The organism is Sulfurimonas sp. NWX79, from assembly GCF_039667035.1.
Lineage (GTDB): Bacteria > Campylobacterota > Campylobacteria > Campylobacterales > Sulfurimonadaceae > Sulfurimonas > Sulfurimonas indica.
In genome coordinates, this window is record NZ_JALCZL010000003.1 from 98,860 (window position 1) to 117,351 (window position 18,492).

Here is an 18,492-nt window from a genome sequence, read left to right on the forward strand (position 1 = left end):
AGTACTCTTGGAAATCAAGAGATTTTTACAGTGCTTATAAACGACATAAGGGCACTTTAGCGAGGAGAGTCTTCTCTCTTCGCTAAAGCGCCCAAAGATGGAGGGGCAAAGCCCTCACAAATTGTTAAGTGAAATTACTTAACTTCTACTGTAGCACCAGCTTCTTCTAAAGCAGCTTTAGCTTCTTCAGCAGTCTCTTTATCTACACCCTCTTTGATTGTAGATGGTAATGCTTCACATGCTTCTTTTGCTTCTTTAAGTCCAAGACCAGTAAGAGCACGAACAGCTTTAATAACACCGATTTTCTTAGCACCAGCATCAGTAAGTACTACATCAAATTCAGTTTTCTCAGCGCCAGCAGCAGCACCAGCGTCACCAGCAACACCAGCAACAGCAACAGGTTGTGCAGATACACCAAATTTTTCTTCGAATTCTTTTACAAGCTCAGAAAGCTCAAGAACAGATAAACCAGAAATAAATTCTAATACGTCTTCTTTAGTTACAGCCATATTATAGCTCCTTGTTTTATTTTTATATTTTTAATTTTTGTGACCTATGCCACATTAGAGTCAGCTATTAAGCTTCCTCTTCTTCTTTTTTCTTACGTAGTGCATCGATACCAATTGCAAGATTTGTAATTGGTGCCATCCAAGTTGCAGCAAGCATACCAAGTAGCTCATCACGACCAGGAAGTTTAGCGAACGCTTCGATTTTAGCTACGTCTGCAGGTTCTTTATCTAAGTAACCAGCTTTAATGACAAACTTATCATTTGTTTTAGCAAAATCAGCAGCAATTTTAGCAGCGTTGATAACATCATCAGACCAAATGAAAATATTTGTATCTTTGATCTCAACACCACTCATGCCAGCATTGTTTAGTGCGATTGTTGCTAAAGTATTTTTAACAACCTGAACACTTGTGTCTTTTGCACGTGCAGCTTTACGTAACTCTTCTAGTTGACCTACTGTCAAACCTTTATAGTCACAGATAACAACTGCAGTTGTGTCAGCAAATGAAGTAGTTAATTGATCAATTACTTCAGCTTTTTTTGACTTAAGCATTTAGTTCTCCTTTCCAGACATAACTTCAAGAGGGGTGAAAGGTAACGATTAAGCTCACTACCAACTCGGTAGATGCCCCCATCTATCTTTAGTCCAAGTTATCCAGATTCCCACAAAAATGAAAATCTTTACTCTGAGATAAGACTATCTCAAAATAAAAACTTTCACACCCATAAGGGTGGAAAATTATTTGATGTCAGCTAACTCAACTACATCAAGTTTAACAGCTGGACTCATAGTTAAAGAGAGTGCAGCATTTTTGATGTAACGACCTTTTGCTGAAGCTGGCTTTTGTTTGTTAATTGCAACAACAAAGCTCTCAAGGTTCGCTTTGATTTGTGCAGCATCAAAGCTAGCTTTACCAATACCTGCATGGATATTACCTTTTTTGTCAACTCTAAAGTTAACTTGACCACCTTTAACATTGTTAACAGCAGTAGCAACATCTGGAGTTACAGTACCAGTTTTAGGGTTAGGCATTAAACCTTTTGGCCCAAGAATACGACCGATTTGACCAACAAGTCCCATACAGTCTGGTGCAGCAACAACAACATCAAAATCAAAGATTCCTTCTTTGATTTGTGCAACTAAGTCATCAGTACCAACGATGTCAGCACCAGCAGCTTTTGCTTCATCAGCTTTAGCACCTTTTGCAAATACAGCAACACGAACAGTTTTACCAGTTCCGTGTGGAAGTACAACTGCACCACGAACCATTTGGTCAGCGTGACGCGGATCTACATTTAAATTCATAGCAATTTCAACAGTTTCGTCAAACTTTGCACTTTTTAAATCTTTAACAGTAGAAGTAGCTTCTTCAACACTGTAAGATTTTGTATTATCAATTTTTTCTAATAATTGTTTATATCTTTTGCTCATAACAAATTCTCCATAATAATTCTGCCACAGAGTTTTAAATCATTGTGGTCGATGATTTTTGACTATAATTAGTCTTTGATTTCGATACCGATTGAACGAGCTGAACCAGCTAAAGTGTTAGCAGCCATCTCTTTATCATCAGTGTTTAAATCTTCGATTTTTGCTTCAACAACTTCCATTAATTGTGCACGTGTGATTGATCCAACTTTGTTTTTAAGAGGATTATCTGTACCTTTTTTAAGACCTGCTGCTTTCATTAAAAGCTCAGATGCTGGTGGTTGTTTTGTAACAAATGAAAAACTTCTGTCATTGTAAACAGTGATAACAACAGGAACTTTGAATCCCATTTTATCTTTTGTTTTTTCATTAAACGCCTTACAGAATTCCATGATGTTAACACCACGTTGTCCAAGTGCCGGTCCTACTGGTGGAGCAGGGTTTGCTTTACCAGCTTCAATTTGTAGCTTGATATAGTCCATGACTTTTTTTGCCATTTTGTTTCCTTTTTATGAATTTAAATTATATGATTTTCTCAACTTGCGTATAAGAGATATCTACAGGAGTAGCTCTTCCGAAAATTGATACATTGAGTTTGAGAGTACCATGTTCTAAATCGTACTCATCTACAGTTGCCGTAAAGTTTGCAAACGGTCCGTCAATAATACGAACAGTTTCACCGTTGTCAAAAAATACTTTTGGTTTTGGTGCTGCACGATTATTTACACGATCAAGTATAACATTGATATCATGTTCACTTAAAGGTGTTGGCACATTTGCCTCGCCAATAAATCCAGATACTTTTGGAATCGATTGAATCATGTGCTGAATCTCAGTATCTAGATCGATTCTTGCAAATACATACCCAGAATAGAGTGAACGCTCACTTACTTTTTTCTTGCCATCTTTTACTTCGATAACATCTTCTGTTGGAACAATTACATCTGTAATTTTGTCTTGAAGACCATACTCTTCAATCATATTAAAGATTGCATCTCTAACTGCTCTGTCACTTCCATAGGTTTGGATTGAGTACCATTGATGTGCCATAACTTTCTCCTTAACCTAAAATCGCTGACATTATTGATGACATTAAAAGGTCAACCAAAGCCAAAAATGCTGCTACTGCCGATACAACAATAATTACAGCGATATATGCTTGTTTTACCTGACCTTTTGTAGGAAAGATAACTTTACTTAACTCTAGTTTTGCATTGCGAATGTGTTTACTTAATTCCATGAATTCTTTCCATTATACTTAAAATGTCATTTATTATAAATAAAGCTCTCAAGCTCTACTAATAATAAATGGGTGGCAGGCGTGGAGGGACTCGAACCCCCAACACCCGGATTTGGAATCCGGTGCTCTACCATTGGAGCTACACGCCTAAATTTTTGTAAAAAATTTAGGGCACCCCTACTAAATAGTGACGATGTCGGAAATAATTCCGCCATCTACGCTAACGCTTGGTTTCCTTCGGCAGGAAGCCCGCGGCACCAGTGCCTTAATTTAGAAGAAACCTTACAGTTTCATCTCTTTGTGCATTGTATGTTCTTTACAGAATTTACAATATTTTCTTACTGAAAATTTTTCAGTATGAGTTTTTTTATTTTTAGTTGTGTGGTAGTTACGTCTTGTACACTTCTCACAACCTAAGTGAATTGCTTCTCTCATTATTGTTTACCTTTAGAAGGATTTGGGCAGTTTGGAAAAATCCAAACTACTCAAGAATCTCTGCAACAACACCAGCACCAACAGTACGTCCACCCTCACGGATAGCGAACTTAGTACCTTTTTCCATTGCAATTGGGTGAATTAACTCAGCAGTGATGCTTACGTTATCACCTGGCATAACCATCTCAGTACCTTCTGGTAAAGTGATTGCACCTGTTACATCTGTTGTACGTACGTAGAACTGTGGACGGTAACCATTGAAGAATGGAGTATGACGACCACCTTCGTCTTTACTTAATACGTAGATTTCAGCAGTAAATTTAGTGTGTGGTGTGATTGAACCTGGCTTACAAAGAACTTGACCACGCTCCACTTCGTCTTTAGCGATACCACGAATAAGGATACCACAGTTATCACCAGCTTCACCTTGCTCCATCTCTTTACGGAACATTTCAACACCAGTTACAGTAGTTTTTTGAGTATCTTTGATACCTACGATTTCAACTTCGTCACCTACTTTAACAATACCACGCTCGATACGTCCAGTAACAACTGTACCACGACCAGAGATTGAGAACACATCTTCAACTGGCATTAAGAAATCTTTATCAGTTTCACGCTCTGGCTCAGGAATGTACTCATCTACAGTATCCATAAGTGCAATAATCTTATCAGACCACTCACCTAAAGTACCAGTTTTTGCTTCTTCAAGTGCTTTTAATGCAGAACCTGCAGTAATTGGTGTATCATCACCCGGGAATTCGTATTGATCAAGAAGTTCACGAATTTCCATCTCAACAAGCTCTAAAAGCTCTTCATCATCAACCATATCTTCTTTGTTCATGAAAACAACGATGTATGGTACACCTACTTGCTTAGAAAGAAGAATATGCTCACGAGTTTGTGGCATTGGACCATCCGCTGCAGATACAACAAGAATAGCACCATCCATTTGTGCAGCACCAGTAATCATGTTTTTAACATAATCCGCGTGACCTGGACAGTCAACATGTGCATAGTGACGTTTGTCAGTTTCATACTCTACGTGTGAAGTAGCGATAGTAATACCACGCTCTCTCTCTTCTGGAGCATTATCGATTTGATCATAATCCATAAACTGTGCTTCATTTTTAACTGCAAGTACTGCAGTAATAGCTGCTGTTAGTGTTGTTTTACCGTGGTCAACGTGACCGATTGTACCGATGTTAACATGCGGTTTAGTACGTTCAAACTTTTCTTTTGCCATAGTGTCCTCCGACCTTAATTTGTGAATTGAAATGGAATTATATCCAAAAATCATTCAATTATTTCTTAAATTTGTTAAATAGTTTCGTGATGGAGCTTATGATGGGAATTGAACCCACGACCTCTTCCTTACCAAGGAAGTGCTCTACCACTGAGCCACATAAGCACAGTTATTATCAAACTCAAGAAATCATTGCATGATTCTTTACATATAATAAAATATTAGTAAATGTGATTAGATTTTTTGCTATATAGATATTTGTATAAATAATATATAGTCATTATGAAGTAAGGTGAAATTATACTTCAGCTTCCAGAATCAAAGTGGAGCGGGTGAAGGGATTCGAACCCTCGACAGCCTGCTTGGAAGGCAGGAACTCTAGCCACTGAGTTACACCCGCGTGTTTTTCTTTGAGTGGTGGTGGGAAGAGGAGTCGAACCTCTGAACCCATAGGGAGCAGATTTACAGTCTGCCGTCGTTGGCCACTTGACTATCCCACCATCCGTGATACTTACTGTATCATATTCTGGTCTAACACTGTTTCTAATATTCAAAATTCAATGGTGCCGACACGAGGATTTGAACCCCGGGCCTGCTGATTACAAATCAGCTGCTCTAGCCAACTGAGCTATGTCGGCATCGAATTTGAGCCAGAATTATAGTGCAAAATATTTTCAATGTCAAGAGTTTTTGCTAAAAAGTTATAAAATCTTTATCATTTAAAACTTTTGGCTTCCATTTTCCTTTGAAATCTTCTATCTCACTGTAGATTTTTTCTCGATATGTCGGTTTTATATGATTGATATAGAGTGAAAAATCATCTCTTTGGAACTTATTGAGTTGTTCAAAAAGCAGCTCAGAAGTAAGATGTTTACTCTCAATAGCGAGTTCTTTCATATTATTTGAAAAAGAGCACTCCAGAATCAGGCTCGTTATACATTTATCATTCTCTATGATTTTTTGCACATTCTCTAAAGAATAGGTATCTGCTGTAATCATAATAGAGTTGTTCTCTTTTGTATAGATATATCCGCAACTTGCCACTGTATGGTCTGTCAAAAAAGGTGTAATTGTTTCATCTTCTGAAATCTGGTATACTTCTCCCTCTTTTATCTCAGTGTATTTGATAACCATCTCATCTTTTCCATAGAGTTTGATAGTAGAGAAATCAGGCCAGATTGTATCGTTTAAAAAGCTCTCTTTTACAGCTTCAATCGTTTCAGGTAAACCCATGATATTGAGTGTTTTTGTGCGAAGGCTAAAGTAGTTGTCCAATATGTAAGCGATATCGACAATGTGATCGAGGTGTGAGTGTGTCAAGTAAATATTTTCTATCTCTATAGAGCGCTCTTCTAAAGCATCGAGTAAATTCCCCGCATCTATTGCAGTGGTCGGATTCACTAAAAATGATGTCGTACCAAAGCCTTTGGCCTTTGTCCCAAATGCTCCCAATACTTGAATACTTTTCTCGTTTTTCATACACACTTCTTGAATCATTTGCAAACATTATACCATTATGTAGATATAATTAGATAAAAATTTACTGAGGACAAAAAACTATAATGTTAAAAATACTTTTTTCACCATCAGAAGGAAAAAATGCAGGGGGTAATGAAACTCCTAAAGAGCTCTTTGGAGCGACACATGCAAGAGACGAGATCTTAAAAGCATACAATGATATAGTTCTATCAGGTGATGAAGAGGCTATAAAAAAACTCTTTGGATTTAAAAAGTTCTCTGAGTGTGAGCCTTATATTGTAGATATTTTCAACTCACCGCTTATGCATGCCATAAAGCGTTATGCCGGTGTGGCTTATGACTATCTCAAATACAGTGAGCAAGATAGCCTCACGCAGGCATACCTGCGTGAGCATACACTTATATTTTCAAACCTCTACGGACCGCTCCTTGGAGGCGACACCATTGCGAACTATAAAGTGAAACAGGGAAACTCTATTGGAGAAATTGCTCCTGAGAAGTTTTACAAAGAGCGTTTTTCCTACCAACTTGACCTCTACTTGAGTGAGCATGATATTTTAGACCTGCGCGCAGGATATTATGACAAGTTTTACAAAGTGACAAAACCCTACACGACACTCAAGTTTTTAAAGAATGGTAAAACAGTTTCTCACTGGGCAAAAGCGTATCGAGGCATAGTCCTGCGTGAGGTAGCACGTGCCAATATCACATCACTTGAGGAGTTTAACAGCCTTGAGATAGAAGGGCTGAGTGTCCATGAGATTAAAAAGACAAAAAACAAAACTGAAATAGTTTTCAATATAGTGGAGTAAAAGATGAGTGATTCACAAGAGTATAAAGATAAAAAGGCTTTTTTTGAAAAAGTCATTACACTCTATGGCAGAAATGTTGTCATTGAGATGCTGCAAGATGAGAGCATAACTATTCACAAACTTCATTTGGCAAACTCAAACAAACCTGACGGCTCCATTAAAAAGATACTGACCTTAGCAAAAAATCGTGGTATCGAAGTCACTAAACATGACAAAAATGCACTCTCACGCATTTCCAAAAATGCCAAACAGGACCAGGGCGTAGCAATAGACATAGTTTCAAAAAGTTACCAAAGTACTGATACGATAAAAAAACTAGACTCTTATCGGCTCATTGCTCTTGATGGCATTCACAATCCACAAAATCTTGGAATGATTATACGAAGCTGTGCTGCAGGAAATGTTGACGGTATCATCCTTCCAAAGAAAAACTCTGCAAAGATTTCCCCTTTGGTCGTAAAAGCCAGTGCAGGAACACTTTTTAAACTCCCTATCTACTTTTGTGACAAACTTGAAGATCTGCTGCGTGAGCTTGACGATGCTAACATCTACGCACTCTCTTCTCACGCAGAGAGTGATATCTACAGTATAAAAGAGAAAAAGAGAAGTATCTATGTACTTGGAAATGAGAGTGAGGGAGTGAGCAAAGAGGTTGCTGCACTCTGTAATGACTCCATCAAGATTCCAATGCAACGTGGGGTTGAATCACTCAATGTTGCCATCACAGCTGCACTTATCGCCTTTATGAGGTCATAATCTCATACGGACGTTTTATCTCAGCTATGACCTCATCGATGGACATATGACGAGATTTTCTTACAAACTCTCTACCGTCTAAAAAGATAAGTACCGTCGGAATCGCGAAGACACTATAGTGTGCTGCGATATCCTGTTCCACGGAGACATCGACAGTGATAATCTCAAACTCTTTGAAATTCTTCTCTATCGCATCAAGCAGCTTTGGCTTGAGTGCATGACAGACATTACAAGTCGGTGCTGAGAAATAAAGCATCACTGCCATATTCTCTTTTATTGTTTTTTCTATATTTTCTATTGTATTCATAAGTGAAATTATACTAGACTTTTAACATGGGTTCAATTATATTTTCAATTTTAAGTATTTATGTTTTTATCGTTATGGGCTACTTGTCCAAAAGAACTTTTAAAGAACAAATCGATGATAAGACCATCACACTCTTAAATATCTACTTTTTACAGGTTTTTCTAACCTTTTGGGGATTACTGCTGCATCCGGTTGACATTACACTGCTCTATGCGCCCTCACTCTATCTTGTCATAGTTGTTATTGCGCTGATTTTTTCAGCACTCTTTGCACACCATCTCTTTAGCCATAAAAAAGAGTACTCCATAGCCATGGTAGTAGCCATCATCGGCAATACCGGAAACTTAGGTATTCCTCTCAACATCGCCATCTTTGGAGAGGCTTCCATCCCCTACACAACGGTTGTTAACCTTGTCAATGTCTTTGTTGTCTACACAATAGGTGTCTATTTCTACTCACGCGGAAGTTTTGATGTAAAAACATCTCTCAAAAACATTATAAAGCTGCCTATTCTCTGGGCAGCAATACTCGCAATATTTTTAAGCGTGAATGGCTACAAACCAAATGAGTCCATTATGAAGATGCTTATGATGGGAGCCTATGCATCTATAACAATGCAGCTTTTTTTATTTGGTATCTACCTCTATGGTACAAAAATCAACAAGATAAACAAAACGCTCATCTCATGGGTACTGGGTTTTAAGTTTCTCCTGCTGCCGCTTATTGCTTTTGTGGTTCTTTATAACATTGAACTAGACTCCATGATAAAAGGCATCATTTTTATAGAGCTCATTATGCCGCTAGCAGTTGCCAATGTCAATCTGGCATCCCTCTATGACTGCCGACCAAAAGTTGTAACAGCTCTTGTGCTGATCAGCTCCTTTCTTTTTCTTGGCATTATCTTTGTAGGCATCAAAGCGCTTGACTATCTTTAAATAATGTTACAAATATCTCTAGCGAAAAAATTTTCTCTTGCATTTAAGAAAATATAACTAAAATAAAATTATGAATAAAGATATAAACAGGGTTTTTCATTACCATGAAGTCACAAAACATTCACAGCAAAGATATGCACGCTCACTCGGTTATATGGACTGGAGTACGCAACCAGATCCTTTCCGTGAGTATCAAGGGACACAAAAAACAGTACTTCCTCTTGCTATAGAGAATGCCACAATTCCCTACTCTTTACTTGATGCCGATAATCCTTCTGCTCCACTCTGTAAAGAAGCACTCTCACAACTACTGCAATTCTCTTTGGCAATAGCAGCTTGGAAAAGTTCTAACACAAGCCAGTGGGCAGTGCGGTGTAATGCTTCAAGTGGGAATCTGCATCCAACAGAAGCCTATTTGATTCTGCCAGCACTTTCTGATATATCGCAGCACTCATCTGTCATACACTATGCTCCAAAAGAGCACACTTTAGAACTTTTGGCTAAGTTTGAGAGTGATATATGGCAACAATTTCCTAAAGGAACATTTTTTCTTGCCCTCTCTAGCATTGCATGGAGAGAGGTCTGGAAATATGGCGAGCGAGCTTTTCGATATGTTAACCTTGATGCAGGGCATGCATGGCAGAGTGTTGTGCTCTCTGCAAAGATGTTAGGGTGGCATACAACGCGACTGGACTCGCTAGATGATGCAGTGATGGCGAAACTTTTAGGGCTGGACCAAAAAGAGCGCTTTTTCGAAACAGAACATCCCGATATGGTTTTGTCCATCTCTCCAACAGAGATATCTCCAAAGAGCGATATTTCAGAGCTCGTCACTGCTCTGCCAGATAAATACGATGGCATTGCCAATAAGTTAAGCCCTTCGATGCATGAATGGGAGATAATTCCACAAATCATCGAAGCAACCTCTACAAAAGAGATATCACAAAAAGAGCTCCAAAAGTTCTCCGTACAAAGAGAGCCTACAAAAGAGTCTAAAGAGGTTGTGCTAAAACGCAGAAGTGTTCACGTAATGAAGAGTGATATCTCAACAATCACGCAGAAGCAGTTTCACACCATACTTGCCAGTGTAAACGGCTCACTTGACGGCAAGAGAAATGCAACACATCTCTGTATATTTGTTCATAGAGTAGATGGATATAAAAGCGGGCTTTATATTTTACTCCGAGATGAAGCAGACAAAGAGAGCCTCCAATCAGAGATGCACAGTGACTTTTTATGGCAAACATGTGATTTAGAGAACCTCTACTTTTTAAAAGAGGATGACTACCACTTTGCATCAAAGGCCATCAGCTGCTCGCAAGATATAGCAAGTGACGGGAGTTTCTCTTTGGGAATGCTTTGTAGATTTTCAGAAGAGATAGTCAATTATGGACCACACAGATACAAAGAACTCTACTGGGAGTGTGGAGTGATTGGGCAACAGCTCTATCTTGAAGCAACCTCACAAGGACTTAGCGGTACGGGTATCGGATGTTATCTTGATGATACGATGCATTCACTTTTGGGGCTCAAGAACAATAAGTTTCAGATTTTATATCACTTTACAGTTGGACGTGGGTTTGTAGATAGTAGAATAATGACACTGCCTGCTTATGCAGACAGAATCTAGAGAGTTATTTTATATTTTTTGTGCTATTTTCTCAGCAGTAAAGCCAAATTTTTCAAAAAGTTGTGCCGCTGGAGCTGAAGCACCGAATGTATCCATCCCGATAACCTCATCAGCAAAACGGTACCACTCTAATCCACGAGCAGCTTCAATCGCTACTTTTTTCGTTTCAGCCTTAATGATAGAGTCGATGTAAGCCTTATCTTGCTCAATAAAGAGGTCATAACACGGTACAGAAACAACATTTACTTTTTTGCCTTTTGCATTTAAAACTTCTTTTGTTTTGAGTGCAAGTTCCACTTCACTTCCTGAAGCCATAAGAGTGATTTCTGCATTATCATCAGCGCTTAGAAGATATCCGCCACGGCTTGCCTCACCTGTAACAGCATCAGGTAAAACAGCCAAACCTTGACGTGAACAGACAAAAGCAGATGGAGATTTTTCCATTGTCAATGCTTTTTTCCAAGCCTCTACATTCTCACGTCCATCAGCCGGTCTCCATACATAGAAGTTAGGCAGTGCACGGAATTGTGAAAGATGCTCGATAGGCTGGTGTGTTGGTCCATCTTCACCAACACCGATAGAGTCGTGCGTCCAGATAAAGAACTGCTGAATACCCGTAAGTGCTGCAATACGTGCTGCAGGTTTAAGGTAATCTGAGAAGACAAAGAATGTCGAAGTAAATGGCATTAATGGCCCATAAAGTGCCATTGCATTGGCGATGGAAGCCATCGCATGCTCACGGATACCAAAGTAGATGTTTTTTCCTTTTGGAAATACACCCATGTCATTTAAAAATGTTTTGTTCGATGGACTAAGGTCTGCTGAACCACCAATAAATGCAGGAATTGCTTTTGCAATAGCATTTAAAATCTTTCCATTTGTGTTTCTTGTCGCATCCGCTTTGTCAAATTCAGGCCACTGAATGCGTGAGAAGTCATGGTTAAGGAGTGCCTCTAAAGCTTCATTTTGCTCCATCAGCGGTGCAGTTTTAAGTGAGTGAATCCACTCACGCTCTGCCAAGTCCCCTGCTTCTATAGCACAACGGAAACGCGCCATTACATCTTCAGGCACAAAGAATTTTTTCTCAGGGTCAAATCCAGCTCCTCGTTTTGCATCAGCGATAACATCTTCACCAAGCGGTGCTCCATGTGAGTGATGGCTTCCTTCTAGTGGACCTGCACCTTTTGCGATGATAGTATTTGCGATGATAATTACAGGACGGTCAGCTTTTTTTGCCTGCGTGATAGTCGCATCAATCTCGTCATAATCATGTCCATTACACTCTAAAACTTCCCAGCCTTGAGATTCAAATCTGCCTCTGATATCTTCTGAAATTGAAAGGTCAGTATTTCCCTCAATAGTTATGCGGTTTGAGTCATAGATAAGAATGAGGTTATCAAGCTTATTGTGCCCTGCGATAGAACATGCTTCATAACTGATGCCCTCTTCCAAGTCACCATCCCCACAAAGACAATAAACGTGATGGTCAATGAGTTTTGCAGTCTCGCTGTTTACCTGTGCGCCCATAAATTTTGAAGCCATTGAAAAACCAACCGCATTTGCCACACCCTGACCAAGTGGTCCAGTTGTGATCTCAACACCTGCAGTATGTCCAAATTCCGGGTGTCCCGGTGTCAGTGAATCGAGCTGTCTGAAGTTTTTAAGATCTTCAATCTCTAAACCGTATCCCCAAAGATAGTAGAGTGAGTAGATAAGACCTGTTGCATGTCCACCTGAAAATACAAGTCTGTCACGATTTAACCATGATGGGTTTTTAGGATTGTGCTTTAAATGCTCACTTAAAACCACTGCAATATCTGCAAGTCCCATAGGTGCACCCGGGTGACCTGAATTTGCCTTTTGAACCATGTCCGCTGCTAAAAATCTTATACTGTTTGCCATCTTTTGACGCATTGCATTATCACTCATCATCTATCCTTAGTTTTTATGTCTATTAATGTACTTTGTAAGTATTGGTGAGAGCTCACGCTGTAGGCTCTCATCAAAACTCTGCATACTTTTTGTTAATTCATCTGCTAAAAGATTCGCCTCACGCAGAGCCTCATCTAAACCTAAAATCGTTACAAAAGAGTTCTTCTCTTCATCATTGTTTGTCAGTTTGCCTGCCTCTTCAGAGCTTTGTGTTACATCGAGTATGTCATCTTGAATCTGAAAAAGCAGACCAAGTTTTATACCAAAATCATAAAGCTCATCTGCTTCATTCTCACGCTCAACAATGAGTGCACCCATCTTCAATGCCGCAGCTATAAGCTTGGCAGTTTTGTTTGTATGGAGTGTTTTTATATCTTCAAGAGCCAAAGGCTTGTTCTCAAAATAACAGTCTATTGCCTGACCTAGTACCATACCGTTAAGACCACCGTTTTGTGCGAGCTCACGGATGAGATTTACTTTTATCTCATCTGAAAAAGGAGCATTGCTCAGCAGTTCAAAAGAGTAGGTATTAAGCGCATCACCAACGAGTATTGCCGTTACCTCATCATAAGTGACATGGAGTGTTGGATGTCCACGGCGCAGAGGTGAATCATCCATTGCCGGCAGATCATCATGGATAAGGGAGTAAGTATGCAACAGTTCTATTGCATATGCCGCATGATAGGCAGACTCAATCATCAGAGGATTATAGGCTTTGACAACGCCTAAAAGCAGTGCAGGACGAAAACGCTTTCCGCCAGCTTCGAGCATATTGTGCAGGGCACTCTCATAGGTCGGGTGAATACTCTTTGACTGTGGTAAATTATCTAATAAAAATTGCTCGAAGTTTTGCATGTGAAATTGTACTTTTTTTCTACTTAATATTTACAAAAAACTGGAAGCCGTTACGCTCAAAAAGTAAAGAAGAGTAGTCTTTGGCTTTTTGAAGATACTCACGCAACTCTTTTTGGCTTTTTATCTTCACACCGTTGATTTGAATGAGTCTGTCACCTTTTTTGATGCCATAGCCTTTGAACTTTTTCTCTATGCTTATCAGTCGGAGTGCTCTGTCAAAATAAAGCCCCCGTGATTCTAAAAATGTATCACTGAGTTCACCGCCACCATAGCGTTTTTTTGTTGTGACTGTATAGGTAAGATATTGATTACCTCTTTTTACTTTTACTTTGTGTTTCACACCTCTTTTACTAAAAAGAATCATACGCATCAGTGTTGAGGCTGCTTTTACTTTTCTTCCATCAAAAACTACTATGCAGTCACCCACTTGAAAAGGATTGTGTTCAAAAAACGGATCACTTGCAGTGACAATAACAGAGCCTTTCTCGTTTTTCACACGAATACCAATATCACCATATTCACTCTTTTTTGCATCTATAAAATGTTTAAGATACTCTTTTTGGATGATGTCACGAGAAGTTACTACACCTTCGAGTGAACAGCAAGAACTCGTAAGCAGTGATGGAATCAGCAGTGGTTCACTGTAACGTGCCAAAGTGTTCAGTCCTATCTGATTTTCAATAAATTTTCCCTCACGTGAGCTTTTGTCTGTCACCATTGCAGTGCCTAGTTGCAAGCGCATATTGATATCAAAAGGGTATGCAAAAGGTTTTGGGTCCTCTATGAGATAAAGTGAGAGAAAAGGGTCATATTTTAAAATTTTTGCATCTGGTTTACTATGTGTATAAAGCAGTCTTGTACTTTTTTTAAGAGGGATTTGTAAAGTATTGTTTTGTATTGCGTGAGAATCTTTTACTTTTGCCACACAGGCAGCATAACCGCCTTTACAGGCGTATAGATTTATAAAAAGAAGAGAAGCAAGAACAAAGAGGCGAAAAAACACCTACTTTGCTCCACCAAACGAGCCCATACCACCTAGCATGCCAAGAGCACTTTGCTGTTGGTTTTGTTGAACCATCTTGTTTGCATCATTAATCGCACCGATAAGCAGAATCTGTAGAGACTCTTTATCACTTAAAAGTTCATCATCGATGTTTAAATCAATGACTTCACCGTTACCGTTAAGTGTAAGCTCTATCATACCACCGCCACTCTTAACAGAAAAAGTTTTGCTTGCAAGTTCATCTTTGAGCTTTTGGGCATTTTCTTCAAAGCCTTGCAGCATTTTACTTAAATCACCCATATCCCCAAACATTAGATACTCTCTAGAACTTCGTCAATGTTGTTCTCATCATTAAGTAAAACAACAGTCGGCTTGTATGTTTCAAGCTCTTTCTCATCATATGTAGCATAGGCAACAATGATGACTTTGTCACCTTTGTGAACTTTACGCGCAGCTGCTCCGTTAAGACAGATATCACGCTTTCCACGCTCACCAAGGATAATGTAAGTAGAAAATCTTTCACCATTGTTGATGTTAAGTATCTCTACTTTTTGTCCAACTCGCATCTTGGAAGCCTCTAAAAGCTCCTCATCTATCGTAATAGAGCCAACATAGTTCAAGTTGGCATCTGTCACAGTAGCTCGATGGATTTTGCTGTACAACATCTCTATTGTCATTATTTTTCCTACATTCCCATCTGTTTTTTCATATCAGCCGGGCTAATTGGCTCATCCCACATCTCAGAGTCAATTACAAACTCTTCAACAACGTTTCCGCCTAGGATATGCTCTTGTACTATTTTATCAATTTTTTCTTTAGTTAATCCTGCATACATTGTATGACCTGGCTCAACAAGCATAACTGGTCCCATTTGACAACGGTTCATACATGAAGTACGAATCGGTTGAACTGTACCCATGATTCCCTCTTGCATCAATTTTTGTGCAAGATATTGAAAAAGGTCTTGAGTTTGTGGTGTAACACATGATGGTTTTGGCATACCTGGAGGAGCTGACTGCTCACATTTGAAAATATAAAATGCCGGTTGTGGAATTCCCATAGAAATTATCCTTAAAATTTTTGTGCAATTATATCAAAAATATCAGCCTATTTTCTAACATCACTAAATAAGTTCATATTTTTAAGATATAATTTTGAAAAAATTTGGGACAACTATTTTGAAAAAAATTATACTGCTTTTACTGCTTATCACTTCACTGCTCAATGCCGAGTCAAAAATCTATTTTGGTGCCGGTTATGCATACAATAGTGAAACAATCACTTATGGTGAAGATGACTGGACGATTGACAATAATGCTGCACAGATTAAAGTAGGATATGGAGACAGAAAAGCCTATGCAGTTGAACTATCATTTGATTATGTAGACAATAATTCTCGTATCTTCGACTCCAACGATGGGAAAAAATATGGTTTTAATGTAGAGCTTTTAAAAGCATGGGACTTTGGTATCTATGTCAACCCTTACCTTAAAGCAGGATTTGGAGGAGGGTATCTTGAGACTCCTGCAGATCTACATAACGGTTCACTTACCTATGGTTCATTTAATTTAGGAGCTGGCTTTTTCATCCCAATCAGCGAGCATTTTGATCTAGAACTTGCATATGAGTATAAAAATATCTCCTATCAAAAGCTTGATCTTAACTCTACACTCACACCTTCATCACACTTAAATATTGGTTATGTCGGTATAAACTTTAGATTTTAATAATATTGACTTTTTGTATACTTAAATATTGAGAAGTTCTCTTACAACTTCCCTATCGTCAAAAGGTAATTTCTCATCATAAATAATTTGATAGTTCTCATCCCCTTTTCCAAGAATGACGACAACCTCATCGCCCTCTTGTTCATCAAGTGCCATCTCAATGGCCTTTTTACGATTGAGTTCTACAACAACATTGCTTCTGTCTTCGATACCCTCTAGTATATCTTCTACGATTACATCAGGGTCTTCATGACGAGGATTATCACTCGTAATATAGACTTTTTTTGCCAATGTTGCAGCTACTCGGCCCATAAGTGGACGTTTTAATCTGTCTCTATCTCCACCTGCACCAAATACAACTAGCAACTCTTTTTCTTTGAGCGCATTGAGAACCTGTTGCATACCATCTGGAGTATGTGCAAAGTCAACAATAACATTCGGTGCAGCACAGACTTGTTCCATTCTTCCACTTACACCGGCGAAGTTATCCACAACGTCCGCAACCTCTTCTAAACTTTTGTCCGTTATAAGGTGTGTTGCAGCTATGGCTGCCATCAAGTTGTAGAGATTAAAAAAACCATGCAGTGATGCCGTAAAAGGAACAATCTCTTGAAAATGTTGGATGATTCCACTGCTGCCGTCATTGAGTGAATATGCCATCAGTCTATAAGTAGCCGGATTTTCTATGCCATATGTATACGCATTTTTAATATTAAACGAGGCCTTCTCTTCATCTTTATTGATAAGTTTTTTGCTCTCATCTTGGAAAAAGGAGTTCTTGACAGAGATATATTCACCAAGTGTTTTATGATAATCAAGGTGGTCCTGTGTGATGTTTGTAAGGATTTTCAGCTCAAAATCAAGCCCTTCGATTCTCTTTTGAACGATTGCATGAGAGCTTACTTCCATAATAAAATACTCACATCCCGCTTCTACTGCCTGATAGATGTGTCTGTAAGTATTTAAAACCGAAGGCGTTGTAAGACTTTTGCCTTCAACAACTTCATCGTTCATAAAGAGACCACGAGTCCCTTGAAGAGCTGCTTTGTAGCCAAGGTCTAATAAAAAAGAGTATATCGCACTTGCTGTTGTTGTTTTTCCGTTGGTACCGGTAATACCGATGATTTTAATCTTATCGACTCCAAAGAGCTCTGCAATATCTGCTATTTTAATAATGGAATGTGCATTATGTGCTTTTGCATCATCTAAATATTTTTCATTTTGTGTTGTCAGAACAAAAGCTGTCTCGCTGTCACACTCCTGTGAATTCTCTGTTACATATTTATAAGCTTGATTTGGAAGTTCAATTTTCAATAGTTTTACCTTGAGCAAGTTTTTTTAAGAGTTTTGCCAAGAGTTTATCACTAGGGTAAATACTTAGTGCATTTTCCAAATAGGTTAGTGCCATCTCTGAAAAACCATGCTCAATCAATTTATCTAAAAAGTCTACAAAATCCTCTTTTTCAGTGATAATGACACGTGTAGAGAACATGATGTTTTCAAAAGTCTCTTTAAAGTCAGCTCCCTCGTCAAGCAGTTTTTTAAAATCACTGTATAAAATCCCATCTTCAAACTCTATACGCTCACGCAAGGGTTGATTAAAAGCTTCTGATAGTTTGTCAAGCGTACCGTCCATATTTTGCAATATCTCTTCCATGACTGCATCAGCTTCTTCTTTATCTTCTTCTTTTAATATCTCATAATAATCAAATAGTGCCTCCGCACCTGTTTCACCACTCATAGCCATTTCTGAAAGAATTACGCCATTATAGGCCTCTTTTGAATTTGGATAGTTTTGCAAAACTTCAGCGAATTTTTCCAACGCACTCTTATAGTCTGCTTTGGAAAAACTCTCTTTTGCTTGTGATAAAATTTTATATTTGCTTATTGTACTCATCTTCTTCTTTACTTTTAAAATTTATAAATTATCTATATCGTTTTCCATTCCAAATGGAACATTGACGACACAAAGTTCCGGGTGAATATCCATTCTTAACTGTCTCTCAACACCATACTTCAGTGTAGAACCACTACTTGCACATCCGATACATGCACCTTTTAACTGTACATATACATTGCCGTTCTTGACCGTTATAAAGTCGATGTCTCCGCCATCAAGAGCTAAAGACGGACGAACCTTGTCAATAACATGTTTCACTGGCTCCATAAGCTCTTCATCAGTAAATGGGATCATTTA

The 18,492-nt window shown here is 38.6% G+C and carries 24 protein-coding genes and 5 tRNA genes; 5 read left to right on the forward strand and 24 right to left on the reverse strand.

The features are described from left to right. Positions 1–134: 134 nt before the first annotated feature. The 14 genes from rplL to MNY27_RS02365 all read right to left on the reverse strand — a co-directional run bounded on the left by rplL (position 135) and on the right by MNY27_RS02365 (position 6,338). Positions 135–509 carry a 50S ribosomal protein L7/L12 gene (gene rplL / locus MNY27_RS02300; protein ID WP_152183696.1) on the reverse strand — a complete coding sequence of 125 codons (375 nt, stop codon included), beginning with the start codon at positions 507–509 and terminating at the stop codon, positions 135–137. A 67-nt stretch (positions 510–576) separates the two neighbouring features. Beyond that, positions 577–1,062 (reverse strand): 50S ribosomal protein L10, encoded by a 486-nt coding sequence (rplJ, locus tag MNY27_RS02305; protein ID WP_152183697.1) that lies wholly within the window; start codon positions 1,060–1,062, stop codon positions 577–579. Positions 1,063–1,248: 186 nt separating this feature from the next. Further along, positions 1,249–1,941 (reverse strand): 50S ribosomal protein L1, encoded by a 693-nt coding sequence (gene rplA / locus MNY27_RS02310; RefSeq protein WP_152183698.1) that lies wholly within the window; start codon positions 1,939–1,941, stop codon positions 1,249–1,251. Between the two features lie 68 nt (positions 1,942–2,009). Continuing rightward, positions 2,010–2,435: a 50S ribosomal protein L11 gene (gene rplK, locus MNY27_RS02315; protein ID WP_152183699.1), complete on the reverse strand. Its 426-nt coding sequence runs from the start codon at positions 2,433–2,435 to the stop codon at positions 2,010–2,012. Positions 2,436–2,460: 25 nt separating this feature from the next. Beyond that, positions 2,461–2,988 carry a transcription termination/antitermination protein NusG gene (gene nusG, locus MNY27_RS02320; RefSeq protein WP_152183700.1) on the reverse strand — a complete coding sequence of 176 codons (528 nt, stop codon included), beginning with the start codon at positions 2,986–2,988 and terminating at the stop codon, positions 2,461–2,463. Between the two features lie 10 nt (positions 2,989–2,998). Then, positions 2,999–3,178, reverse strand: coding sequence for a preprotein translocase subunit SecE (secE, locus tag MNY27_RS02325; protein WP_152183701.1), 180 nt, complete (start codon positions 3,176–3,178; stop codon positions 2,999–3,001). Between the two features lie 73 nt (positions 3,179–3,251). Then, positions 3,252–3,327 (reverse strand) — tRNA-Trp (locus MNY27_RS02330). A 133-nt stretch (positions 3,328–3,460) separates the two neighbouring features. After that, entirely contained in the window at positions 3,461–3,613 is a 153-nt protein-coding gene (rpmG, locus tag MNY27_RS02335; RefSeq protein ID WP_152183702.1) for a 50S ribosomal protein L33, read from the reverse strand. A 46-nt stretch (positions 3,614–3,659) separates the two neighbouring features. Then, positions 3,660–4,859, reverse strand: coding sequence for an elongation factor Tu (gene tuf, locus MNY27_RS02340; RefSeq protein WP_152183703.1), 1,200 nt, complete (start codon positions 4,857–4,859; stop codon positions 3,660–3,662). 90 nt (positions 4,860–4,949) lie between these two features. After that, positions 4,950–5,024 (reverse strand) — tRNA-Thr (locus MNY27_RS02345). A 159-nt stretch (positions 5,025–5,183) separates the two neighbouring features. Beyond that, a tRNA-Gly gene (locus MNY27_RS02350) sits at positions 5,184–5,259 on the reverse strand. Between the two features lie 15 nt (positions 5,260–5,274). After that, positions 5,275–5,359 (reverse strand) — tRNA-Tyr (locus tag MNY27_RS02355). A gap of 61 nt (positions 5,360–5,420) precedes the next feature. After that, positions 5,421–5,497: transfer RNA gene (locus MNY27_RS02360), tRNA-Thr, on the reverse strand. A gap of 55 nt (positions 5,498–5,552) precedes the next feature. After that, the gene (locus tag MNY27_RS02365) at positions 5,553–6,338 is read right to left on the reverse strand and encodes an MBL fold metallo-hydrolase (protein ID WP_346391824.1); all 786 of its coding nucleotides are present in this window, start codon (positions 6,336–6,338) and stop codon (positions 5,553–5,555) included. 83 nt (positions 6,339–6,421) lie between these two features. On the opposite strand from MNY27_RS02365, the gene yaaA reads away from it, so the two are divergent. Beyond that, positions 6,422–7,150, forward strand: coding sequence for a peroxide stress protein YaaA (gene yaaA / locus MNY27_RS02370; protein ID WP_152183705.1), 729 nt, complete (start codon positions 6,422–6,424; stop codon positions 7,148–7,150). A 3-nt stretch (positions 7,151–7,153) separates the two neighbouring features. Then, entirely contained in the window at positions 7,154–7,906 is a 753-nt protein-coding gene (rlmB, locus tag MNY27_RS02375) for a 23S rRNA (guanosine(2251)-2'-O)-methyltransferase RlmB (RefSeq protein WP_152183706.1), read from the forward strand. Here rlmB and MNY27_RS02380 read toward each other — a convergent pair. Next, complete coding sequence (locus MNY27_RS02380) at positions 7,893–8,213, reverse strand: thioredoxin family protein (RefSeq protein WP_152183707.1); 321 nt, start codon at positions 8,211–8,213, stop codon at positions 7,893–7,895. The genes rlmB and MNY27_RS02380 overlap by 14 nt on opposite strands. A gap of 26 nt (positions 8,214–8,239) precedes the next feature. On the opposite strand from MNY27_RS02380, the gene MNY27_RS02385 reads away from it, so the two are divergent. Together MNY27_RS02385 and MNY27_RS02390 are read left to right on the forward strand one after the other, a co-directional pair. Beyond that, positions 8,240–9,148, forward strand: a complete 909-nt coding sequence (locus tag MNY27_RS02385) for an AEC family transporter (RefSeq protein WP_152183708.1) — start codon at positions 8,240–8,242, stop codon at positions 9,146–9,148. Positions 9,149–9,218: 70 nt separating this feature from the next. Beyond that, a complete protein-coding gene (locus MNY27_RS02390; protein ID WP_346391825.1) occupies positions 9,219–10,778 on the forward strand; it encodes a SagB/ThcOx family dehydrogenase in 1,560 nt (519 codons plus the stop codon). 9 nt (positions 10,779–10,787) lie between these two features. On the opposite strand, the gene tkt is transcribed toward MNY27_RS02390, so the two are convergent. Genes tkt through MNY27_RS02420 form a run of 6 tightly spaced genes read right to left on the reverse strand, consistent with a single transcriptional unit; the run spans position 10,788 to position 15,628 of the window. After that, the gene (tkt, locus tag MNY27_RS02395) at positions 10,788–12,707 is read right to left on the reverse strand and encodes a transketolase (protein ID WP_152183710.1); all 1,920 of its coding nucleotides are present in this window, start codon (positions 12,705–12,707) and stop codon (positions 10,788–10,790) included. A gap of 9 nt (positions 12,708–12,716) precedes the next feature. Then, positions 12,717–13,565, reverse strand: a complete 849-nt coding sequence (locus MNY27_RS02400) for a polyprenyl synthetase family protein (RefSeq protein WP_152183711.1) — start codon at positions 13,563–13,565, stop codon at positions 12,717–12,719. Positions 13,566–13,584: 19 nt separating this feature from the next. Further along, positions 13,585–14,568, reverse strand: a complete 984-nt coding sequence (locus MNY27_RS02405) for a PDZ domain-containing protein (RefSeq protein ID WP_346391826.1) — start codon at positions 14,566–14,568, stop codon at positions 13,585–13,587. After that, a complete protein-coding gene (locus MNY27_RS02410; RefSeq protein WP_152183713.1) occupies positions 14,569–14,880 on the reverse strand; it encodes a YbaB/EbfC family nucleoid-associated protein in 312 nt (103 codons plus the stop codon). Further along, entirely contained in the window at positions 14,880–15,245 is a 366-nt protein-coding gene (panD, locus tag MNY27_RS02415) for an aspartate 1-decarboxylase (protein WP_152183714.1), read from the reverse strand. The genes MNY27_RS02410 and panD overlap by 1 nt, the downstream gene beginning before the upstream one ends. A gap of 8 nt (positions 15,246–15,253) precedes the next feature. Then, positions 15,254–15,628: a (2Fe-2S) ferredoxin domain-containing protein gene (locus MNY27_RS02420; RefSeq protein ID WP_152183715.1), complete on the reverse strand. Its 375-nt coding sequence runs from the start codon at positions 15,626–15,628 to the stop codon at positions 15,254–15,256. A gap of 118 nt (positions 15,629–15,746) precedes the next feature. Between MNY27_RS02420 and MNY27_RS02425 the strand changes: the two genes are divergently transcribed. Next, on the forward strand, positions 15,747–16,295 hold the full coding sequence (locus tag MNY27_RS02425) for an outer membrane beta-barrel protein (protein ID WP_152183716.1): 549 nt from the start codon (positions 15,747–15,749) through the stop codon (positions 16,293–16,295). Positions 16,296–16,316: 21 nt separating this feature from the next. On the opposite strand, the gene MNY27_RS02430 is transcribed toward MNY27_RS02425, so the two are convergent. From MNY27_RS02430 to MNY27_RS02440, 3 genes are read right to left on the reverse strand one after another with little or no spacing between them, the layout of a single operon-like run. After that, positions 16,317–17,609 (reverse strand): UDP-N-acetylmuramoyl-L-alanyl-D-glutamate--2,6-diaminopimelate ligase, encoded by a 1,293-nt coding sequence (locus MNY27_RS02430; protein WP_152183717.1) that lies wholly within the window; start codon positions 17,607–17,609, stop codon positions 16,317–16,319. Further along, on the reverse strand, positions 17,599–18,192 hold the full coding sequence (locus MNY27_RS02435) for a hypothetical protein (protein WP_152183718.1): 594 nt from the start codon (positions 18,190–18,192) through the stop codon (positions 17,599–17,601). Before MNY27_RS02435 ends, MNY27_RS02430 begins: the two co-directional genes overlap by 11 nt. Before the next feature lie 21 nt (positions 18,193–18,213). Further along, positions 18,214–18,489 carry a NifU family protein gene (locus tag MNY27_RS02440; RefSeq protein ID WP_152183719.1) on the reverse strand — a complete coding sequence of 92 codons (276 nt, stop codon included), beginning with the start codon at positions 18,487–18,489 and terminating at the stop codon, positions 18,214–18,216. Between the last annotated feature and the right edge of the window lie 3 nt (positions 18,490–18,492).

Coding starts and splice junctions, on each gene's coding strand:
- MNY27_RS02365 (WP_346391824.1), bottom strand. CDS start 6,338: ATGAAAAACGAGAAAAGTATTCAAGTATTGGGAGCATTTGGGACAAAG.
- rlmB (WP_152183706.1), top strand. CDS start 7,154: ATGAGTGATTCACAAGAGTATAAAGATAAAAAGGCTTTTTTTGAAAAA.
- MNY27_RS02400 (WP_152183711.1), bottom strand. CDS start 13,565: ATGCAAAACTTCGAGCAATTTTTATTAGATAATTTACCACAGTCAAAG.
- MNY27_RS02385 (WP_152183708.1), top strand. CDS start 8,240: ATGGGTTCAATTATATTTTCAATTTTAAGTATTTATGTTTTTATCGTT.
- MNY27_RS02420 (WP_152183715.1), bottom strand. CDS start 15,628: ATGGGAATTCCACAACCGGCATTTTATATTTTCAAATGTGAGCAGTCA.
- rplJ (WP_152183697.1), bottom strand. CDS start 1,062: ATGCTTAAGTCAAAAAAAGCTGAAGTAATTGATCAATTAACTACTTCA.
- tuf (WP_152183703.1), bottom strand. CDS start 4,859: ATGGCAAAAGAAAAGTTTGAACGTACTAAACCGCATGTTAACATCGGT.
- nusG (WP_152183700.1), bottom strand. CDS start 2,988: ATGGCACATCAATGGTACTCAATCCAAACCTATGGAAGTGACAGAGCA.
- tkt (WP_152183710.1), bottom strand. CDS start 12,707: ATGAGTGATAATGCAATGCGTCAAAAGATGGCAAACAGTATAAGATTT.
- rplA (WP_152183698.1), bottom strand. CDS start 1,941: ATGAGCAAAAGATATAAACAATTATTAGAAAAAATTGATAATACAAAA.
- MNY27_RS02440 (WP_152183719.1), bottom strand. CDS start 18,489: ATGATCCCATTTACTGATGAAGAGCTTATGGAGCCAGTGAAACATGTT.
- MNY27_RS02380 (WP_152183707.1), bottom strand. CDS start 8,213: ATGAATACAATAGAAAATATAGAAAAAACAATAAAAGAGAATATGGCA.
- MNY27_RS02410 (WP_152183713.1), bottom strand. CDS start 14,880: ATGTTTGGGGATATGGGTGATTTAAGTAAAATGCTGCAAGGCTTTGAA.
- rpmG (WP_152183702.1), bottom strand. CDS start 3,613: ATGAGAGAAGCAATTCACTTAGGTTGTGAGAAGTGTACAAGACGTAAC.
- panD (WP_152183714.1), bottom strand. CDS start 15,245: ATGACAATAGAGATGTTGTACAGCAAAATCCATCGAGCTACTGTGACA.
- yaaA (WP_152183705.1), top strand. CDS start 6,422: ATGTTAAAAATACTTTTTTCACCATCAGAAGGAAAAAATGCAGGGGGT.
- MNY27_RS02390 (WP_346391825.1), top strand. CDS start 9,219: ATGAATAAAGATATAAACAGGGTTTTTCATTACCATGAAGTCACAAAA.
- MNY27_RS02435 (WP_152183718.1), bottom strand. CDS start 18,192: ATGAGTACAATAAGCAAATATAAAATTTTATCACAAGCAAAAGAGAGT.
- rplK (WP_152183699.1), bottom strand. CDS start 2,435: ATGGCAAAAAAAGTCATGGACTATATCAAGCTACAAATTGAAGCTGGT.
- secE (WP_152183701.1), bottom strand. CDS start 3,178: ATGGAATTAAGTAAACACATTCGCAATGCAAAACTAGAGTTAAGTAAA.
- rplL (WP_152183696.1), bottom strand. CDS start 509: ATGGCTGTAACTAAAGAAGACGTATTAGAATTTATTTCTGGTTTATCT.